Origin of the sequence: Streptococcus mitis ATCC 6249, assembly GCF_000146585.1 — a bacterium.
In the GTDB taxonomy this organism is placed as follows: domain Bacteria; phylum Bacillota; class Bacilli; order Lactobacillales; family Streptococcaceae; genus Streptococcus; species Streptococcus mitis_AZ.
On sequence record NZ_GL397179.1, the window covers coordinates 709,511 to 729,305 of the forward strand.

At 37.9% G+C, this 19,795-nt stretch carries 12 protein-coding genes and 1 tRNA gene; all 13 read left to right on the forward strand.

Going from position 1 to position 19,795, the window contains the following annotated elements; translation table 11 throughout:
• Nucleotides 1-14 precede the first annotated feature (14 nt).
• Nucleotides 15-100 (forward strand) — tRNA-Leu (locus HMPREF8571_RS05240).
• 766 nt (nt 101-866) lie between these two features.
• Complete coding sequence (locus tag HMPREF8571_RS05250) at nt 867-2,144, forward strand: ABC transporter permease (RefSeq protein ID WP_001068255.1); 1,278 nt, start codon at nt 867-869, stop codon at nt 2,142-2,144.
• Nucleotides 2,145-2,156: 12 nt separating this feature from the next.
• Nucleotides 2,157-2,804 (forward strand): ABC transporter ATP-binding subunit Vex2, encoded by a 648-nt coding sequence (vex2, locus tag HMPREF8571_RS05255; RefSeq protein WP_000173735.1) that lies wholly within the window; start codon nt 2,157-2,159, stop codon nt 2,802-2,804.
• Between the two features lie 50 nt (nt 2,805-2,854).
• Nucleotides 2,855-4,234, forward strand: a complete 1,380-nt coding sequence (gene vex3, locus HMPREF8571_RS05260; RefSeq protein WP_000903000.1) for an ABC transporter permease subunit Vex3 — start codon at nt 2,855-2,857, stop codon at nt 4,232-4,234.
• A 142-nt stretch (nt 4,235-4,376) separates the two neighbouring features.
• Nucleotides 4,377-5,033 (forward strand): response regulator transcription factor VncR, encoded by a 657-nt coding sequence (gene vncR / locus HMPREF8571_RS05265; RefSeq protein WP_000697949.1) that lies wholly within the window; start codon nt 4,377-4,379, stop codon nt 5,031-5,033.
• Nucleotides 5,030-6,358, forward strand: coding sequence for a sensor histidine kinase VncS (gene vncS / locus HMPREF8571_RS05270; RefSeq protein ID WP_000831365.1), 1,329 nt, complete (start codon nt 5,030-5,032; stop codon nt 6,356-6,358). The genes vncR and vncS overlap by 4 nt, the downstream gene beginning before the upstream one ends.
• A 139-nt stretch (nt 6,359-6,497) precedes the next feature.
• A complete protein-coding gene (locus HMPREF8571_RS05275) occupies nt 6,498-7,379 on the forward strand; it encodes a class II fructose-bisphosphate aldolase (protein ID WP_001018996.1) in 882 nt (293 codons plus the stop codon).
• Between the two features lie 129 nt (nt 7,380-7,508).
• Nucleotides 7,509-8,441, forward strand: coding sequence for an alpha/beta hydrolase (locus HMPREF8571_RS05280; RefSeq protein ID WP_000698052.1), 933 nt, complete (start codon nt 7,509-7,511; stop codon nt 8,439-8,441).
• Between the two features lie 372 nt (nt 8,442-8,813).
• A complete protein-coding gene (locus HMPREF8571_RS05285; RefSeq protein ID WP_001240821.1) occupies nt 8,814-9,806 on the forward strand; it encodes an ABC transporter ATP-binding protein in 993 nt (330 codons plus the stop codon).
• Nucleotide 9,807: 1 nt separating this feature from the next.
• Entirely contained in the window at nt 9,808-10,626 is an 819-nt protein-coding gene (locus tag HMPREF8571_RS05290) for an ABC transporter permease (RefSeq protein ID WP_000240156.1), read from the forward strand.
• A 1-nt stretch (nt 10,627) separates the two neighbouring features.
• On the forward strand, nt 10,628-11,413 hold the full coding sequence (locus HMPREF8571_RS05295) for an ABC transporter permease (protein ID WP_000760738.1): 786 nt from the start codon (nt 10,628-10,630) through the stop codon (nt 11,411-11,413).
• Nucleotides 11,414-11,843: 430 nt separating this feature from the next.
• Nucleotides 11,844-18,275, forward strand: coding sequence for a S8 family serine peptidase (locus HMPREF8571_RS05300; protein ID WP_000750023.1), 6,432 nt, complete (start codon nt 11,844-11,846; stop codon nt 18,273-18,275).
• 407 nt (nt 18,276-18,682) lie between these two features.
• Complete coding sequence (locus HMPREF8571_RS05305; RefSeq protein ID WP_001034439.1) at nt 18,683-19,582, forward strand: DUF6287 domain-containing protein; 900 nt, start codon at nt 18,683-18,685, stop codon at nt 19,580-19,582.
• Nucleotides 19,583-19,795: the final 213 nt, after the last annotated feature.

Below are 19,795 nucleotides of genomic sequence, written 5' to 3' on the forward strand. Positions count from 1 at the left end.
GTAAAGTAATCGACGCGGGGATGGCGGAATTGGCAGACGCGCAGGACTAAGGATCCTGTGACCGCTTTAGGTCGTGAGGGTTCAAGTCCCTCTCTCCGCATAGGGTAAGAGTTAGCTTTGGCTAGCTCTTTTTGTTTTTTCAAGGAGGGCTAGAGCTGCAGTTCGACTATCGGAAGAGATTGGTATCAAGAACTGTCTTTTTATGAGAAAGCTTGCTATACTAAGGGTGAGAGAAAGGAATGTCAAATCATGTGTGTCGAATGTTATAGTGAGAAAAATCGTGTGACCCCCTTACTGAACCCTCTGGAGTGTTTAAGAGAGCATAGGCAATATATTTGTAGCCATTGTGGTCGTTGTATCTGTATAGAGCATACGAAAAACGGTTTACAGCGTTGGAATTTTCCGTTCAAATCGCTAGAAATTGCTAGCTATTATTTACGGGCGGCAGATTATAGTATGAAGACAAGCTGTGGCATTTACCAAATCAAGTCAAATAAAGGAAGGATTTCATATAAGATTTTTGCCAACAGGGAAGCTTTAGCAGACTACCTCAAGAAGAATCCAGATAAAAGATGCGACAACTTGCAACCAAGCTTTTCTATCTAGCCTTATCAAGAATTTCCTCAAACACAAGTCAGGAAATTAAAAGTCGAAGAAATTGAAAAATACTTAGCTGAAAGATGATGCCCATCATATATAGAATGAAGTAGATTTTTGATTAGTAAATTATTTGTTTAGATAAGAAGAAAAGTTAGCGGACGCTAGCTTTTTTATTTTTTATAAAAAATAAATCAAAAAGTTTTTTCGATTTCATAAACATTTCATATTTGGATTTTATAATAATCTTACAAATATGGAGGTGACAAATGAATCCAATCCAAAGAGCTTGGGCTTATGTCAGCAGAAAACGACTGAGAAGTTTTATTTTATTTCTGATTTTATTTGTTCTTTTAGCAGGAATTTCAGCCTGTTTGACTCTGATGAAGTCCAACAAAACAGTAGAAAGCAATCTTTACAAATCACTCAATACTTCATTTTCTATCAAAAAGATAGAAAATGGACAGACCTTCAAGTTGTCGGACCTAGCATCCGTGAGCAAGATTAAGGGACTGGAAAATGTCTCTCCTGAACTCGAAACGGTCGCAAAACTGAAAGACAAGGAAGCAGTGAGTGGTGAGCAGAGCGTTGAACGTGATGATTTGTCAGCTGCAGACAAGAACTTGGTTAGCTTAACGGCTCTCGAGGATTCATCCAAGGATGTCACCTTTACCAGTTCGGCTTTCAATCTAAAAGAAGGGCGACACCTTCAAAAAGGGGACTCCAAGAAAATCCTCATCCACGAAGAGTTGGCTAAGAAGAACGGTCTTTCGCTTCATGACAAGATTCGCTTGGATGCTGGACAGTCAGAATCTGGAAAAGGACAAACAGTTGAGTTTGAAATTGTTGGCATCTTTTCTGGTAAAAAACAAGAGAAATTTACAGGCTTGTCTTCTGACTTCAGTGAAAACCAAGTCTTTACAGACTATGAAAGTAGCCAAACCCTTTTGGGAAATAGTGAACCTCAAGTTAGTGCAGCGCGCTTCTATATAGAAAATCCTAAGGAAATGGACGGACTCATGAAGCAGGTGGAAAACTTGGCCTTGGAAAATCAAGGCTATCAAGTCGAAAAGGAAAACAAGGCCTTTGAACAGATCAAAGACTCAGTGGCAACCTTCCAAACCTTCCTAACTATCTTTCTTTATGGAATGTTGATAGCTGGAGCTGGAGCCTTAATTTTGGTCTTGTCTCTCTGGTTGAGAGAAAGGGTCTACGAAGTAGGGATTTTACTGGCACTTGGAAAAGGCAAGAGCTCAATCTTCCTACAGTTCTGTTTAGAGGTGGTGTTGGTATCTCTTGGAGCTTTGCTTCCATCCTTTATTGCTGGGAAAGCCATTACATCCTATCTGCTACAAACTGTACTAGCAAGTGGAGATCAGGCAACCTTACAAGACACACTAGCTAAAGCAAGCAGTCTATCAACCAGTCTCCTATCCTTTACAGAATCCTATGTCTTTCTGCTCTTGATTGGTTGCTTGTCCGTAGCTCTTTGTTTCCTATTCTTATTTAGAAAATCACCTAAGGAAATTTTATCATCTATTAGTTAAGAAGGAGAAATCATGACTTTATTACAATTGCAAGATGTTACCTACCGTTATAAGAACACTGCTGAGGCAGTTTTATATCAGATCAAGTATAATTTTGAACCCGGAAAGTTTTATAGTATCATTGGTGAGTCAGGAGCAGGAAAATCCACTCTCTTGTCCCTGCTTGCTGGTCTAGATAGTCCTGTTGAAGGTTCTATCCTTTTCCAAGGAGAGGACATTCGGAATAAGGGATATTCTTACCATCGCATGCACCATATTTCTCTAGTCTTTCAAAATTATAACTTGATAGATTATCTTTCTCCACTGGAAAATATCCGCTTGGTCAACAAAAAAGCCAGCAAGGATACTCTTCTTGAACTTGGTTTGGATGAAAGTCAGATCAAGCGGAACGTTCTCCAGTTATCAGGTGGTCAACAGCAACGTGTTGCTATTGCTCGCAGTTTGGTATCAGAAGCTCCAGTTATTCTAGCTGATGAGCCAACAGGAAATCTGGACCCTAAAACTGCTGGAGATATTATCGAACTGCTCAAATCACTTGCCGAGAAAACAGGTAAATGTGTCATCGTCGTTACGCACAGTAAAGAAGTGGCGCAAGCGTCAGATATTACACTTGAGTTGAAGGACAAGAAACTGACTGAAACTCGCAATACTACTAAATAATATGAGCTTGTTTTGATAGAATTATGAAATCAAATCTAGAAAGGGAACCTATGTTACACAACGCATTTGCCTATGTTACAAGGAAGTTTTTCAAATCGATTGTTATCTTCCTGATTATTCTCCTCATGGCGAGCTTGAGTTTGGTCGGTTTGTCGATCAAGGGAGCTACAGCCAAGGCTTCTCAGGAGACCTTTAAAAATATCACCAATAGCTTCTCCATGCAAATCAATCGACGCGTCAATCAAGGAACGCCTCGAGGTTCTGGGAATATCAAGGGTGAGGACATCAAAAAAATCACCGAAAACAAGGCCATCGAGTCTTATGTTAAACGTATCAATGCTATCGGAGATTTGACTGGATATGACCTTATCGAAACGCCAGAAACCAAGAAAAATCTCACCGCAGACCGTGCCAAACGGTTTGGAAGTAGTTTGATGATTACAGGTGTCAATGACTCCTCAAAAGAAGATAAGTTTGTCTCTGGCTCATATAAGCTGGTTGAAGGTGAGCACCTAACCAACGACGACAAGGACAAAATCCTCTTGCACAAGGACTTGGCAGCCAAACACGGCTGGAAAGTAGGGGACAAGGTTAAACTGGATTCCAATGTCTACGATGCAGACAATGAAAAAGGTGCCAAGGAAACAGTCGAAGTGACAATTAAGGGACTCTTTGATGGTCACAATAAGTCAGCAGTAACCTACTCACAAGAACTCTACGAAAACACAGCTATCACAGACATTCACACTGCTGCAAAACTTTATGGATACACAGAAGACACAGCTATTTATGGGGACGCAACCTTCTTTGTAACAGCAGACAAGAACTTGGATGACGTCATGAAAGAGTTGAATGGTATCAGTGGTATTAACTGGAAGAGCTACACACTTGTGAAGAGCTCCTCTAACTACCCAGCTCTAGAGCAATCCATCTCTGGTATGTACAAGATGGCCAACCTCCTCTTCTGGGGTAGCTTGAGCTTCTCAGTTCTTCTCCTTGCACTCTTGCTCAGTCTTTGGATCAATGCTCGTCGCAAGGAAGTGGGAATTCTCCTCTCTATCGGTCTCAAGCAGGCAAGTATCTTGGGGCAATTCATCACCGAATCGATTTTGATTGCCATTCCTGCTCTTGTTTCGGCTTACTTCCTAGCCAACTACACAGCCCGTGCCATCGGAAATACTGTTCTTGCCAATGTCACTTCAGGTGTTGCCAAGCAAGCCAGCAAGGCTGCTCAAGCCTCTAATCTTGGTGGTGGTGCAGAAGTAGATGGCTTTAGCAAGACCTTGTCGAGCCTAGACATTTCCATTCAGACATCAGACTTCATCATCGTCTTTGTCCTTGCTCTGGTTCTAGTGGTTCTCGTTATGGCGCTTGCCTCAAGCAATCTCCTTAGAAAACAACCAAAAGAGCTCTTGCTCGATAGTGAATAAAAAACTTGCTACCTATTCTCCCCTAAATGGGGTATAATATAGGTAGCATTTTTATCTATTTCATCTTGATAAGGACTCTACCTATCAGGATGAAACAGAGAAGATTTACAAGAAATTTAAAGGAATGTGAAACGTTTTTTCTATGAAAATTTTAATTGTAGAAGATGAAGAGATGATCCGTGAGGGGATCAGTGACTATTTGACAGATTGTGGTTATGAGACCATTCAGGCTGCGGACGGTGAGGAAGCTCTAGAACAATTTTCCAGCTATGAAGTAGCACTAGTTTTACTGGATATCCAGATGCCCAAGCTCAATGGTTTAGAAGTCCTAGCTGAGATTCGTAAAACCAGTCAGGTTCCTGTCTTGATGTTGACTGCCTTTCAGGATGAAGAATACAAGATGAGTGCCTTTGCTTCTCTGGCAGATGGCTATCTGGAAAAGCCCTTCTCACTCTCCCTTTTAAAAGTGAGAGTAGATGCGATTTTCAAGCGCTACTACGATACGGGACGAATCTTCTCCTATAAGAATACCAAGGTGGACTTTGAGAGCTACAGTGCAAGCCTAGCAGGCGAGGAAGTGGCTATCAATGCTAAAGAGTTAGAAATTTTGGACTATCTGGTGAAAAATGAAGGACGGGCCTTGACTCGATCTCAGATAATCGATGCTGTCTGGAAGGTGACAGATGAGGTGCCTTTTGACCGTGTTATTGATGTTTACATCAAGGAACTGCGGAAAAAGCTAGACTTGGATTGTATCCTCACTGTGCGTAATGTTGGTTATAAATTGGAGCGAAAATGAAACGAACAGGTCTATTTACTAAAATATTTATCTATACCTTCTCGATTTTTAGTGTTCTGGTTATTTGTCTTCATTTAGCCATTTATTTTCTCTTTCCATCAACTTATCTAAGTCATCGTCAGGAAACCATTGGCCAGAAAGCGACAGCCATTGCCCAGTCCCTAGAAGGGAAAGATAGGCAGAGTATCGAGCAAGTGTTGGACTTGTATTCCCAGACTAGTGATATCAAGGGGGCTGTTAAGGGAGAGATGACCGAGGACAAGTTGGAGGTCAAGGACAATCTTCCTCTGGACACGAATCGCCAGACCACCTCTCTCTTTATCGAGGAGCGTGAGGTGACAACCCAAGATGGTAGCACTATGACACTTCAATTTCTAGCTTCGATGGACCTGCAAAAGGAAGCGGAGCAGATTAGTCTCCAGTTTCTCCCCTATACCTTACTGGCATCCTTTCTGATTTCCCTCTTGGTGGCCTACATCTATGCTCGGACCATTGTTGCGCCGATCTTGGAAATCAAGCGGGTGACCCGTCGGATGATGGACCTGGATGCTCAAGTGCGGTTGCGCGTGGACTCTAAGGATGAGATCGGTGATCTTAAGGAACAAATCAATAGCCTTTACCAGCATCTTTTGACTGTCATTGCGGACTTGCATGACAAGAATGAAGCCATTCTCCAGTTAGAAAAAATGAAGGTTGAATTCCTACGAGGGGCCTCTCATGAATTGAAAACACCTCTGGCTAGTCTCAAAATCCTAATCGAAAATATGAAAGAAAATATCGGTCGTTATAAAGATAGAGACCACTATCTGGGAGTTGCCTTGGGGATTGTGGATGACCTCAGTCACCACGTTCTTCAGATACTTTCTCTTTCTTCGGTCCAGGAATTGCGAGAGGAGAAGGAAAACATCGACCTACTCCAAATGACGCAAACTCTGGTTAAGGATTATACTTTACTAGCCAAGGAAAGAAAAGTTCAGATAGACATTAGCTTGTCCCATCAGCAGGCTTACATAAACCCATCTGTCATGAAGTTGATTCTATCGAATCTCATCAGCAATGCTATCAAGCACTCCACTTCAGGTGGCCTGGTCCGCATTGGCGATAGAGAAGGAGAACTCTTTATCGAGAATAGCTGTAGTCCTGAAGAACAAGAAAAATTGGCTCAGTCTTTTTCTGGCAATGCTAGTCGCAAGGCCAAGGGTTCAGGAATGGGGCTCTTTGTGGTCAAAAGTTTATTAGAACACGAGAAATTACCTTATCATTTTGAGATGCAAGATGATCGTTTGACCTTCTTCATGTCTTATCCTAAAGTCGATCAAGACTAAGGGAAAGAAAGGGTTTACATTGATTGAGTTGGAAGAAATTCAATCTAAAGTATGGGAAAAACTAGCTTTTTTTGTCAAAAAGTGATAAAATGAACAATGTAAATGGGATGTCCCAAAAAATATATAGGAGGCCTGACAAATGGCAATCGTTTCAGCAGAAAAATTTGTCCAAGCAGCTCGTGACAACGGTTATGCAGTTGGTGGATTTAACACAAACAACCTTGAGTGGACTCAAGCTATCTTGCGTGCAGCAGAAGCTAAAAAAGCTCCAGTTTTGATCCAAACTTCAATGGGTGCTGCTAAATACATGGGTGGTTACAAAGTTGCTCGCAACTTGATCGCTAACCTTGTTGAGTCAATGGGTATTACTGTACCAGTAGCTATCCACCTTGACCACGGTCACTACGAAGATGCACTTGAGTGTATCGAAGTTGGTTACACTTCAATCATGTTTGACGGTTCACACCTTCCAGTTGAAGAAAACCTTAAATTGGCTAAAGACGTTGTTGAAAAAGCACACGCTAAAGGTATCTCAGTAGAAGCTGAAGTTGGTACTATTGGTGGTGAAGAAGACGGTATCATCGGTAAAGGTGAATTGGCTCCAATCGAAGACGCTAAAGCAATGGTTGCAACTGGTATTGACTTCTTGGCAGCTGGTATCGGTAACATCCACGGTCCATACCCAGCAAACTGGGAAGGTCTTGACCTTGACCACTTGAAGAAATTGACTGAAGCTCTTCCAGGCTTCCCAATCGTATTGCACGGTGGATCAGGTATTCCTGATGAGCAAATCCAAGCAGCTATCAAACTTGGTGTTGCGAAGGTTAACGTTAACACTGAATGCCAAATCGCATTCGCTAACGCAACTCGTAAATTTGCTCGTGACTACGAAGCAAACGAAGCTGAATACGACAAGAAGAAACTCTTCGACCCACGTAAATTCTTGGCTGACGGTGTAAAAGCTATCCAAGCATCAGTTGAAGAACGTATCGACGTATTCGGTTCAGAAGGTAAAGCATAATCTAGCTGAACAATACAGATGAAACCTGCCCATTGGGTGGGTTTTTTGGTTTGTGAATATATAGCCAATATACTGTAGAAGAACCAATCTTAAGTTGCTAAAAGGTTCTATTTTTTGTACAATAATGCTATGAAAATACTGAAAAAATGGTGTTTTGGCTTCATTAGTTTGCTTCTTTTGTTTTTACTCGCTACATTCATCTTTCACCGTATCTGTTTGGAAAAGGAAGAAGCCTCACTGACACCTATTGGGCAACAAGTTCTCGTCAATGGACATCAAATAAATGTTTATGTTGAGGGGGATGGTCCTGAGACTATAGTAGTTCTCTCAGGTGCTGGTATTGCTTCTCCTATATTGGATTTTAAAGAAGTATCGGAATCCTTATCGAAACGGTATAAGGTAGTTATCGTGGAGCGGGTGGGATATGGTTATAGTGATGATAGCAATCATTCAAGAGATGTGATGGAGGTTTTGTCTGAGACTCGCCAAGCACTTTCGCAAGCAAATATCACAGGGCCGTTTATCATTCTATCTCATTCCATGGCTAGTCTAGAGAGTTTGGCTTGGCAAGAGAAGTATCCTGATGAAGTGAAAGCCTTGATTGGTCTGGATTGGGCACTGCCGTCAAGTTATGAGAATTTAAAGGATAATCAGGCCTTGCTCACTGTGGCATATTGGAGCAGTAAGATTGGGTTATTACGTTATTTCCCTGAATCCTTTTATATAAAAAATCAAACTCTGACCGAGAGTGAACGAAAACAATATAAACTTCTAGCTTATAAGCAGTTGATGTCACAAGCTATGCTTCATGAATCCCAAACGGTAAAGGAAAATGCCAAGAAAGTTCCCTCAAACATTAATCCGAAAATTCCCACCTTACTACTGGTGTCTAACGGAAAAGGCACTGGTTTTAGCCAATTTGAGTGGCAACGTTATGCAGAGAGATTTGCAAGCGACCAGTCTAATGTTCAAGTCGTCTATATGGATGCGCCACACGATCTCTATCATTATCAAAGTCATGAAATAGTTTCGCAGATTGAAGATTTTTTAAAGAGTAATTGATGGTTTAGAGATTTTTTTAATTTTAGACTGATGACTCTAATTAAATAATGAAGGATTAACAGTAGAATCGTAAATTTTTTCGGTAAAAAAATTCTTTTTCTTACCAACAAACCTGCCCTTCTGGGCAGGTTTTCTTTGTATTATAAGGAAACGATGAAACCAGAATTTTTGATTAAAACTATTATTTTAAGAGTGAAATTTCTAATTTCATAATCCATAGGCAAACGCTTGCATTCCATTTTTTATTGGACTATAATAGGTTGGTATAAAGCCTTCTGTAATAATAAAATGTAGAAGGTGTAGAAAGTAAGGATTTAGAATGTTTGTAGTCAAAAACACAATGTTGCTATTCCTTGCGATAGGGAGATAGATATGGCAATGATAGAAGTGGAACATCTTCAGAAAAATTTTGTGAAGACAGTAAAGGAACCGGGGTTAAAGGGGGCTTTGCGCTCCTTTATTTATCCTGAAAAGCAGACCTTTGAAGCGGTTAAAGATTTGACCTTTGAAGTTCCAAAAGGCCAAATTTTAGGCTTTATCGGAGCAAATGGTGCTGGGAAGTCGACAACCATCAAAATGCTGACAGGAATTTTGAAACCGACATCTGGTTTTTGTCGGATTAATGGCAAGATTCCGCAGGACAATCGTCAAGATTATGTCAAGGATATTGGAGTTGTTTTTGGACAACGCACCCAGCTATGGTGGGATTTGGCTCTGCAAGAGACTTACACGGTCTTGAAAGAGATTTACGATGTGCCAGACTCGCTCTTTCATAAACGCATGGATTTTTTAAATGAAGTCTTGGATTTGAAGGACTTTATCAAGGACCCCGTGCGGACTCTTTCACTAGGTCAACGGATGCGGGCGGATATTGCGGCTTCCTTGCTTCACAATCCTAAAGTTCTCTTTTTAGATGAGCCGACCATTGGTTTGGACGTTTCGGTCAAGGATAACATTCGTCGGGCCATTACTCAGATCAATCAAGAGGAAGCAACAACCATTCTCTTGACCACTCATGACCTGAGCGACATTGAGCAGCTTTGTGATCGAATTTTTATGATTGATAAGGGGCAAGAGATTTTTGATGGAACGGTTAGCCAGCTCAAGGAGACCTTTGGCAAGATGAAGACTCTTTCCTTTGAGCTGACGCCAGGTCAAAGTCATCTCGTCTCTCATTATGAAGGCTTGCCTGATATGACCATTGATAGACAAGGAAACAGTCTCAATATTGAATTCGATAGTTCCCGCTACCAGTCGGCTGAGATTATCAAGCAAACCCTGTCTGATTTTGAAATTCGCGATTTGAAGATGCTGGATACGGATATTGAGGATATTATCCGTCGCTTCTATCGAAAGGAGCTCTAAGATGGTCAAATTGTGGAGACGTTATAAACCCTTTATCAATGCAGGGATTCAGGAGTTGACTACCTATCGAGTCAATTTTCTTCTTTATCGGATTGGGGATGTAATGGGAGCTTTTGTCGCTTTCTATCTCTGGAAGGCGGTCTTTGATTCCTCGCAGGAGTCTTTGATTCAGGGCTTTAGTATGGCAGATATCACCCTCTACATCATCATGAGTTTTGTGACTAATCTTTTGACCAGGTCAGATAGCTCCTTTATGATCGGGGAGGAGGTCAAGGATGGTTCCATTATCATGCGCTTGTTGCGACCGGTGCATTTTGCGGCTTCTTACCTCTTTACAGAGCTTGGATCCAAGTGGTTGATTTTTATCTCTGTTGGACTGCCATTTTTAAGTGTCATTGTCTTGATGAAAATCTTATCTGGACAAGGTATTGTAGAGGTGCTGGGCTTAACTGTCCTTTATCTCTTTAGCTTAACGCTGGCCTATCTGATTAACTTTTTCTTTAATATCTGCTTTGGATTTTCAGCCTTTGTGTTTAAAAATCTATGGGGTTCCAATCTACTCAAGACTTCTATAGTGGCCTTTATGTCTGGAAGTCTGATTCCCTTGGCTTTCTTTCCAAAGCTTGTTTCAGATATTCTGTCCTTCTTGCCTTTCTCATCTTTGATTTATACTCCGGTCATGATCATTGTTGGGAAATACGATGCTAGTCAGATTCTTCAGGCCATCTTGCTACAGTTTTTCTGGCTCTTAGTGATGGTGGGTCTGTCTCAGTTGATTTGGAAACGAGTCCAGTCATTCATCACTATTCAAGGAGGTTAGTATGAAAAAATATCAACGCATGCATCTGATTTTTATCAGACAATACATCAAGCAAATCATGGAATACAAGGTGGATTTTGTGGTTGGTGTGCTAGGAGTTTTTTTGACCCAAGGTCTGAATCTCTTGTTTCTCAATGTCATCTTTCAACACATTCCATCTCTAGAAGGCTGGACCTTTCAAGAGATTGCCTTTATCTATGGTTTTTCCTTGATTCCAAAGGGATTGGACCATCTCTTTTTTGACAATCTCTGGGCACTGGGGCAGCGCTTGGTGCGAAAGGGAGAGTTTGATAAGTATCTGACTCGTCCTATCAATCCGCTCTTCCATATCCTCGTTGAGACCTTTCAGATTGATGCCTTGGGTGAACTATTGGTTGGTGGCATTTTACTAGGGACAACAGTATCAAGCATTGCTTGGACTCTTCCCAAATTCCTGCTTTTCCTAGTCTGTATTCCTTTTGCGACCTTGATCTATACTTCCCTGAAAATCGCGACTGCCAGTATCGCTTTTTGGACCAAGCAGTCAGGAGCCATGATTTACATTTTTTATATGTTTAATGACTTTGCCAAGTACCCGATTTCTATTTACAATTCGCTCCTTCGTTGGTTAATTAGCTTCATCGTACCTTTTGCCTTTACGGCCTACTATCCTGCCAGCTATTTCTTGCAGGAAAAGAACGGACTCTTTAATATCGGTGGTTTGATTCTGATTTCCCTTGTCTTCTTTGTCATTTCTTTGAAACTATGGGACAAGGGCTTAGATGCCTACGAAAGTGCGGGTTCGTAAGAGATAAGATAGAATGAGATTTAAAAATTAAATATGTTACAAACAACCGTTGAAAATTATAGCGGTTGTTTTTATATATTTATTGATGCATAAATTGTATCCATACCCCCTTTTTGCGATTTTGGTAGTTATTCCAGTTGATTGATAATATTTTTGATGGCACGAATGAGTTTATACTGTACCCAGTTAACTATAATATTTATTGACTAGACTATTTGTTAACATGGATTAAAAAAAAATTAACCCGGGTTAATTTTTCTTGACTTAAATTTTTTTAATTGATATACTATTTTTCAGAGAGCTAACAATTATATATAAATGTACTACTCTATCCCACTAGATAATACGTCATAAAACTTTTTATAACAAAGGCTAGCAAGGTTAAAGTTTTCTATCTATTGGGTTTAAAATAAAAAATGAAGGAATTAAAATGAAAAAAAGTACGGTATTGTCATTAACTACTGCTGCAGTTATTTTAGCAGCATATGCCCCCAATGAGGTGATTTTAGCAGATGCACCTAGTTCTGAAGATGCTTTAAGAATTTCTGATAAAGAAAAAGTAGTAGCAGATAAAGAAACAAAAAACAATGAACAATCTGAAGAACTTCATAATGTTATAGAAACTTCAAAGGATACTGAGGAGAAGAAGACAACAGTTATTGAGGAAAAAGAAGTTGTTAGTAGAAAGTTTGAGATAGACAAAAAAACTAGTAACGAAGTAGAAAGTATCAAAGAAGACTCCAATGAATCCAAAGGAGATGATGCGAACTCATCTGTAAATAAAGATACAGAAAATCCGAAAAAAGAAGATAAAGTTGTCTATATTGCTGAATTTAAAGATAAAGAATCTGGAGAAAAAGTAATTAAGGAACTATCCAATCTGAAGGATACAAAAGTTTTGTATACCTATAATACGATTTTTAATGGCGCTGCCATTGAAACAACTCCAGATAATTTGGACAAAATTAAACAAATAGAAGGTGTTTCGTCGGTTGAACGATCACAAAAAGTCCAACCAATGATGAATCATGCCAGAAAGGAAATTGGAGTTGAGGAAGCTATTGATTACCTAAAGTCTATTAATGCTCCATTTGGGAAAAATTTTGATGGTAGAGGTATGGTCATTTCAAATATCGATACTGGAACAGATTATAGGCATAAGGCTATGAGGATCGATGATGATGCCAAAGACTCAATGAAATTTAAAAAAGAAGACTTAAAAGGTACTGATAAAAATTATTGGTTGAGTGATAAAATCCCTCATGCGTTCAATTATTATAATGGTGGTAAAATCACTGTAGAAAAATATGATGATGGAAGGGATTATTTTGACCCACATGGGATGCACATTGCAGGGATTCTTGCTGGAAATGATACTGAAAAAGACATCAAGAACTTCAATGGCATAGATGGAATTGCGCCTAATGCACAAATTTTCTCTTATAAAATGTACTCTGACGCAGGATCTGGGTTTGCGGGTGATGAAACAATGTTTCATGCTATTGAGGATTCGATCAAACACAATGTTGATGTTGTTTCGGTATCATCTGGCTTTACGGGAACAGGTCTTGTAGGCGAGAAATATTGGGAGGCTATTAGAGCATTAAGAAAAGCTGGAATCCCAATGGTTGTTGCTACAGGTAACTTTGCGACTTCTGCTTCAAGTTCTTCTTGGGATTTAGTAGCAAATAATAATCTGAAAATGACAGATACTGGAAATGTAACACGAACTGCCGCACATGAAGATGCGATAGCGGTCGCTTCTGCTAAAAATCAAACCATTGAGTTTGATAAAGTTAACATAGGTGGACAAAGTTTTAAATACAGAAATATAGGTGCTTTTTTCGATAAAAATAAAATCCTAACAAATGAGGATGGCTCAAAAACTCCAAATAAATTAAAATTTGTATATATAGGCAAAGGTCAAGACCAAGATTTGATAGGCTTGGATCTTAAGGGCAAAATTGCAGTAATGGATAGAATTTATACCAAGGATTTAAAAGATGCTTTTAAAAGAGCTACGGATAAAGGCGCACGTGCCATTATGGTTGTAAATACTGTAAATTACTACAATAGAGATAATTGGACAGAGCTTCCAGCTATGGGATATGAAGCGGATGAAGGGACTAAAAGTCAAGTATTTTCAATTTCAGGAGATGATGGTGTAAAATTATGGAACATGATTAACCCTGATAAAAAAACTGAAGTCAAAAGAAATAATAAGGAAGATTTTAAAAATAACTTAGAACAATACTATCCAATTGATATGGAAAGCTATAATTCTAATAAACCAAATGTAGGTGATGAAAAAGAAATTGACTTTAATTTTGCAGCTGACACAGACAAAGAACTTTATAAAGAAGATATTATAGTTCCAGCAGGGTCTACATCTTGGGGGCCAAGAACAGACTTGCTTTTAAAACCGGATGTTTCAGCACCTGGTAAAAATATTAAATCCACTCTAAATGTTATTAATGGTAAATCCACTTATGGTTATATGTCAGGAACTAGCATGGCAACTCCAATCGTAGCAGCTTCTACTGTTTTGATTCGACCAAAATTAAAGGAATTGCTTGAAAGACCTGTCCTGAAAAATCTTAAGGGAGATGACAAAATAGACCTTACAAGTCTTACAAAAATAGCCCTACAAAATACTGCAAGACCTATGATGGATGCAACCTCTTGGAAAGAAAAGAGTCAATACTTTGCATCACCTAGACAGCAGGGAGCGGGGCTAATTAATGTTGCCAATGCTTTGAGAAATGAAGTTGTAGCGACTTTCAAAAATACAGATTCTAAAGGTTTGGTAAATTCATATGGTTCCATTTCTCTTAAAGAAATAAAAGGTGATAAAAAATACTTTACAATCAAGCTTCACAATACCTCAAATAGACCTTTAACCTTTAAAGTTTCTGCATCAACTGTAACTACAGATGCTCTAACTGATAGGCTAAAACTCGATGAAACATATAAAGATGAAAAATCTCCGGACGGGAAGCAAATTGTTCCAGAAATTCACCCAGAAAAAGTCAAAGGAGCAAATATCACATTTGAGCATGACACTTTCACTATAGGTCCAAATTCCAGCTTTGATTTAAATGCGGTTATAAATGTTGGAGAGGCTAAAAACAAAAATAAATTTGTAGAATCATTTATTCATTTTGAGTCAGTGGAAGAAATGGAAGCTCTAAACTCCAACGGGAAGAAAAGAAACTTCCAACCTTCTTTGTCGATGCCTCTAATGGGATTTGCTGGGAATTGGAACCACGAACCAATCCTTGATAAATGGGCCTGGGAAGAAGGGTCAAAATCAAAAGCGATGGAAGGTTATGATGATGATGGCAAACCAAAAATTCCAGGTACCTTAAATAAGGGGATCGGTGGAGAACATGGTATAGATAAATTTAATCCAGCAGGAGTTATCCAAAATAGAAAAGATAAAAATACAACATCCCTAGATCAAAATCCAGAACTATTTGCTTTCAATAACGAAGGAATCAACGCACCCTCATCAAGTGGTTCTAATATTGCTAAAATTTATCCTTTAGATTCAAATGGAAATCCTCAAGATGCTCAACTTGAGAGAGGATTAACGCCTTCTCCACTTGTATTAAGAAGTGCAGAAGAAGGAGTGATTTCAATAGTAAATACAAATAAAGAAGGAGAAAATCAAAGAGACTTAAAAGTCATTTCGAGAGAACACTTTATTAAAGGAATTTTAAACTCTAAAAGAAATGATGCAAAGGGCATTAAATCTTCTAAGCTAAAAGTTTGGGGTGATTTGAAATGGGATGGACTCATTTATAACCCTAGAGGTAGAGAAGAAAATGCCCCAGAAAGTAATGACAAAAAAGATCCTGCTACTAAGATACGAGGACAATTTGAACCGATTGCGGAAGGCCAATATTTCTATAAATTTAAATATAGATTAACCAAGGATTACCCATGGCAGGTTTCCTATATTCCTGTAAAAATTGATAACACCCCTCCAAAGATTGTTTCAATTGATTTTTCAAACCCTGAAAAAATTAAGTTGATTACAAAGGATACTTATCACAAGGTCAAAGAGCAATACAAGAATGAAACGCTATTTGCGAGAGATCAAAAAGAACATCCTGAAAAATTTGACGAGATTGCCAACGAAGTTTGGTATGCTGGGGCCGCTCTTGTTAATGAAGATGGAGAGGTTGAGAAAAATCTTGAAGTAACTTATGCAGGTGAGGGTCAAGGAAGGAATAGGAAACTTGACAAAGACGGAAATACCATTTATGAAATTAAAGGTGCAGGAGATTTAAGGGGCAAAATCATTGAAGTGATTGCATTAGACGGTTCTAGCAATTTCACAAAGATTCATAGAATTAAATTTGCTGATCATGCTGATGAAAATGGGATGATTTCCTATTATTTAGTAGATCCTGATCAGGATTCATCTAAATACCAAAAGCTTGGCGAGATTTCCGAATCTAAATTTAAAAATTTAGAAAATAGAAAAGAGGATAGTCTTAAAAAAGATACAACTGAAGTAGAACATCATCAAGAAAATGAAGAGTCTATCGAAAAAAAATCTAGCTTGACTATTCATAAAACTATTTCAACAATTAGAGATTTTGAAAGCAAAGACTTAAAGAAACTCATTAAAAAGAAATTTAGAGAAGTTGATGACTTTACAAGTGAAACTGGTAAGAGAATAGAGGAATACGATTATAAATACGATGATAAGGGAAATATCATTGCTTATGACGATGGTAGTGCCTTACAATATGAAACTGAAAAACTTGATGAAATCAAATCAAAAATTTATGGCATTCTAAACCCATCTAAAGATGGACACTTTGAAATTCTTGGAAAGATCAGTAATGTTTCTAAAAATGCCAAGGTATATTATGGCAATAATTATAAATCGATAGAAATCAAAACGACCAAGTATGATTCACATTCAAAAACGATGACATTTGATTTATACGCTAATATTAATGATATTGTGGATGGATTAGCTTTTGCAGGAGATATGAGATTCTTTGTGAAAGATGATGATCAGATAAAAGCTGAAACTAAAATTAGAATGCCTGAAAAAAATAAGGAAACTAAAGCAGAATATCCGTATGCATCAAGTTATGGGAATGTAATAGAATTAGGAGAAGGAGATCTTTCAAAAAACAAACCAAACAATTTAACTGAAATGGAATCTGGTAAAATCTATGCTGATTCAGAAAAACAACAATATCTGTTAAAGGATAACATCATTCTGAGAAAAGGCTATGTACTAAAAGTGACTACCTATAATCCTGGAAAAACGGATATGTTAGAAGGGAATGGAGTCTATAACAAGGAAGATATAGCAAAAATCCAAAAGGCCAATCCTAATCTAAGAGTTTTATCAGAAACAACAATTTATGCTGATAGTAGAAATGTTGAAGATGGAAGAAGTACTCAATCAGTATTAATGTCGGCTTTGGACGGCTTTAACATTGTAAGGTATCAAGTGTTTACATTTAAAATGAATGATAAAGGGGAAGCAATCGATAAAGATGGCAATCTTGTAACAGATCCTTCTAAACTGGTATTATTTGGTAAGGATGGTAAAGAGTACACTGGAGAGGATAAGTCCAATGTAGAAGCTATAAAAGAAGATGGCTCTACGTTATTTATTGATGCAAAACCAGTAAATCTTTCAATGGACAAGAACTACTTTAATCCATCTAAATCTAATAAAATTTATGTACGAAATCCAGAATTTTATTTAAGAGGTAAGATTTCTGATAAGGGTGGTTTTAACTGGGAGTTGAGAGTTAATGAATCAGTTGTAGATAATTATTTAATCTACGGAGATTTACACATTGATAACACTAGAGATTTTAACATTAAGCTTAATGTTAAAGACGGTGACATCATGGACTGGGGAATGAAAGACTATAAAGCAAACGGATTTCCAGATAAGGTAACAGATATGGATGGAAATGTTTATCTTCAAACTGGCTATAGCGATTTGAATGCGAAAGCGGTTGGAGTACACTATCAATTTTTATATGATAATGTAAAACCAGAAGTAAACATTGATCCTAAGGGAAATACTAGTATCGAATATGCTAACGGAAAATCTGTAGTCTTTAACATCAATGATAAAAGAAATAATGGATTCGATGGTGAGATTCAAGAACAACATATTTATGTAAATGGAAAAGAATATAAATCATTTGATGATATTAAACAACTAACAGATAAGACACTAAACATTAAGATTGTTGTAAAAGATTTTGCAAGAAATACAACCGTAAAAGAATTCATTTTAAATAAAGACACGGGAGAGGTAAGTGAATTAAAACCTCATAGGGTAACTGTGACCATTCAAAATGGAAAAGAAATGAGTTCAACGATAGTGTCGGAAGAAGATTTTATGTTACCTGTCTATAAGGGTGAATTAGAAAAAGGATACCAATTTGATGGTTGGGAAATTTCTGGTTTCGAAGGGAAAAAAGACGCCGGCTATGTTCTTAATCTATCAAAAGATACCTTTATAAAACCTGTATTCAAGAAAATAGAGGAGAAAAAGGAGGAGGAAAATAAACCTACTTTTGATGTATCCAAAAAGAAAGAAAAAACACAATCTGATTCAACTAATGATGTCAACAGCATTGTTTCTGATGAAAATGATAAAAACTTTGAAATTGACAAGAACGTTTATCTAAATGAACAAGGAAACGTAACTAATAAAAATACCAACATCAATAGTAAATCAACTATTAACAATCCTAATGAGTTGCCAAAAACCGGAACAGCAAGCGGAGCCCAGACACTATTAGCTGCCGGAATCATGTTTATAGTAGGAGCTTTTCTTGGAATGAAGAGAAAAAATAAAGATTAAGACAAAAGCTATAGAAAAAATGGTTTATGTACTGAGATTAGATAGTGAGGTGATGACATAGTTTTGTGAAAGTATTGATTTATAAATATATTATTTAGATTTCTATGAAAATGGGAGATTTAAAAGAGATATATGTAAAAGCCTTGTCTCAGGACAGGCTTTTTCTAATGGAGATGGGTTCTGTTTAACGTCTGTGTCTCCTGCTTATAAATAAAAACTAAAATTTATATTTTTGTGGTATAATATATATTAACAAGTACTTGTTTTCGTTCCGTTTTAGAGGACTATAGGCTGTTAATCATTTTAGAATTTTTTGCATAGATTTTCTAAAAATTATAAAAATCCATGGATAATAACGGATGAAGTCTCGTAAGCTTGGCTGAATAGAAATCAAAAAGGAGAAAATTATGAATAAGAAAGAATGGGTAAAACAATTTGAGGAGGTCAATGGCCGCAAGCCGACTGCATCAGAATTAGCAGAGGCGCAGTCAACTAAAAAGTTTGCGAGAGGAACTAGAAACATTAAAATCTATATTGGGTTAGTCCTCGGTATTTTGGTTGCTATAATCCTAGTAAGTGTTTTCTCGCATTCTTTGATTGGAAAGAAAGAGTCAAATCAAGCATCGTCTGCTGTTTCAACTACAGAGTCAACAAGTCAATCGTCTACAAGCCAAGGAAAAACAGATGAGGCTGATAAGGATAAACAAGAGGAAATTCAGAAACTCAAGGATCAACTGACTGCTTTAGATACCAAAATTACTGAAGCAGAAGCACTTGTTAGCAAGTTAAAGAAAGAAACTACCGTTCCAAAACTAGATATTGAAGCAATCAAGAACAATGATTTGTCTAGTTTAGAAGGCACTTGGCGTAGTCAATCTGGTAATGAATACATTATTAAGAATTCTGGAGAAGTAGATGCGACTTGGTTTACAAATGATCAAAAGTACGAATCTGTAGTTGGATTAAAGGTATCAAAAGGTCAAGATAGTCGTAACCCTGAGACAGCTTCTATCAGCGCGTGGGTAAAAGATTCTGTTGCTGGAGGATTTGTAGTAGTTGCTGTTCCAAGTGGAGTTGTTATGCAACCTGCTGATGATGGAAAGATTACGGATAAAAGCAATCATGCTGAAGAAAGACTACTTTCGGGCCAAGATTATGGATCGATGTTAATGAAACCAGAAGATGTTTACTATCGTGTGAAACCAGATACCAGTAAACTTGAGGAAGCAGAAAAGAACTTAGCTCAACTGCAAGCTGATCGTGAAGCAATCAAATCTTCTCTAGAATCTAAGGAAAAGAAAAACTAGTTTAGAATCTAACTTTAGATTCCCTTGTACTTGGTAAAATCAAGAAGCTCAAATGAGCTTCTTTTCTTTTATCACTACTATTCAACCTCTTAGACAGAGATATTGACCAGATAGGCAAAAGGGCTTGTTCTTGAAAAATTCCTCTGCTATAATGGTTCATGTAAGTGACGTGAGGGGTCAGTATCAGACAACTCAAGTCAATAAAAAAGAAAA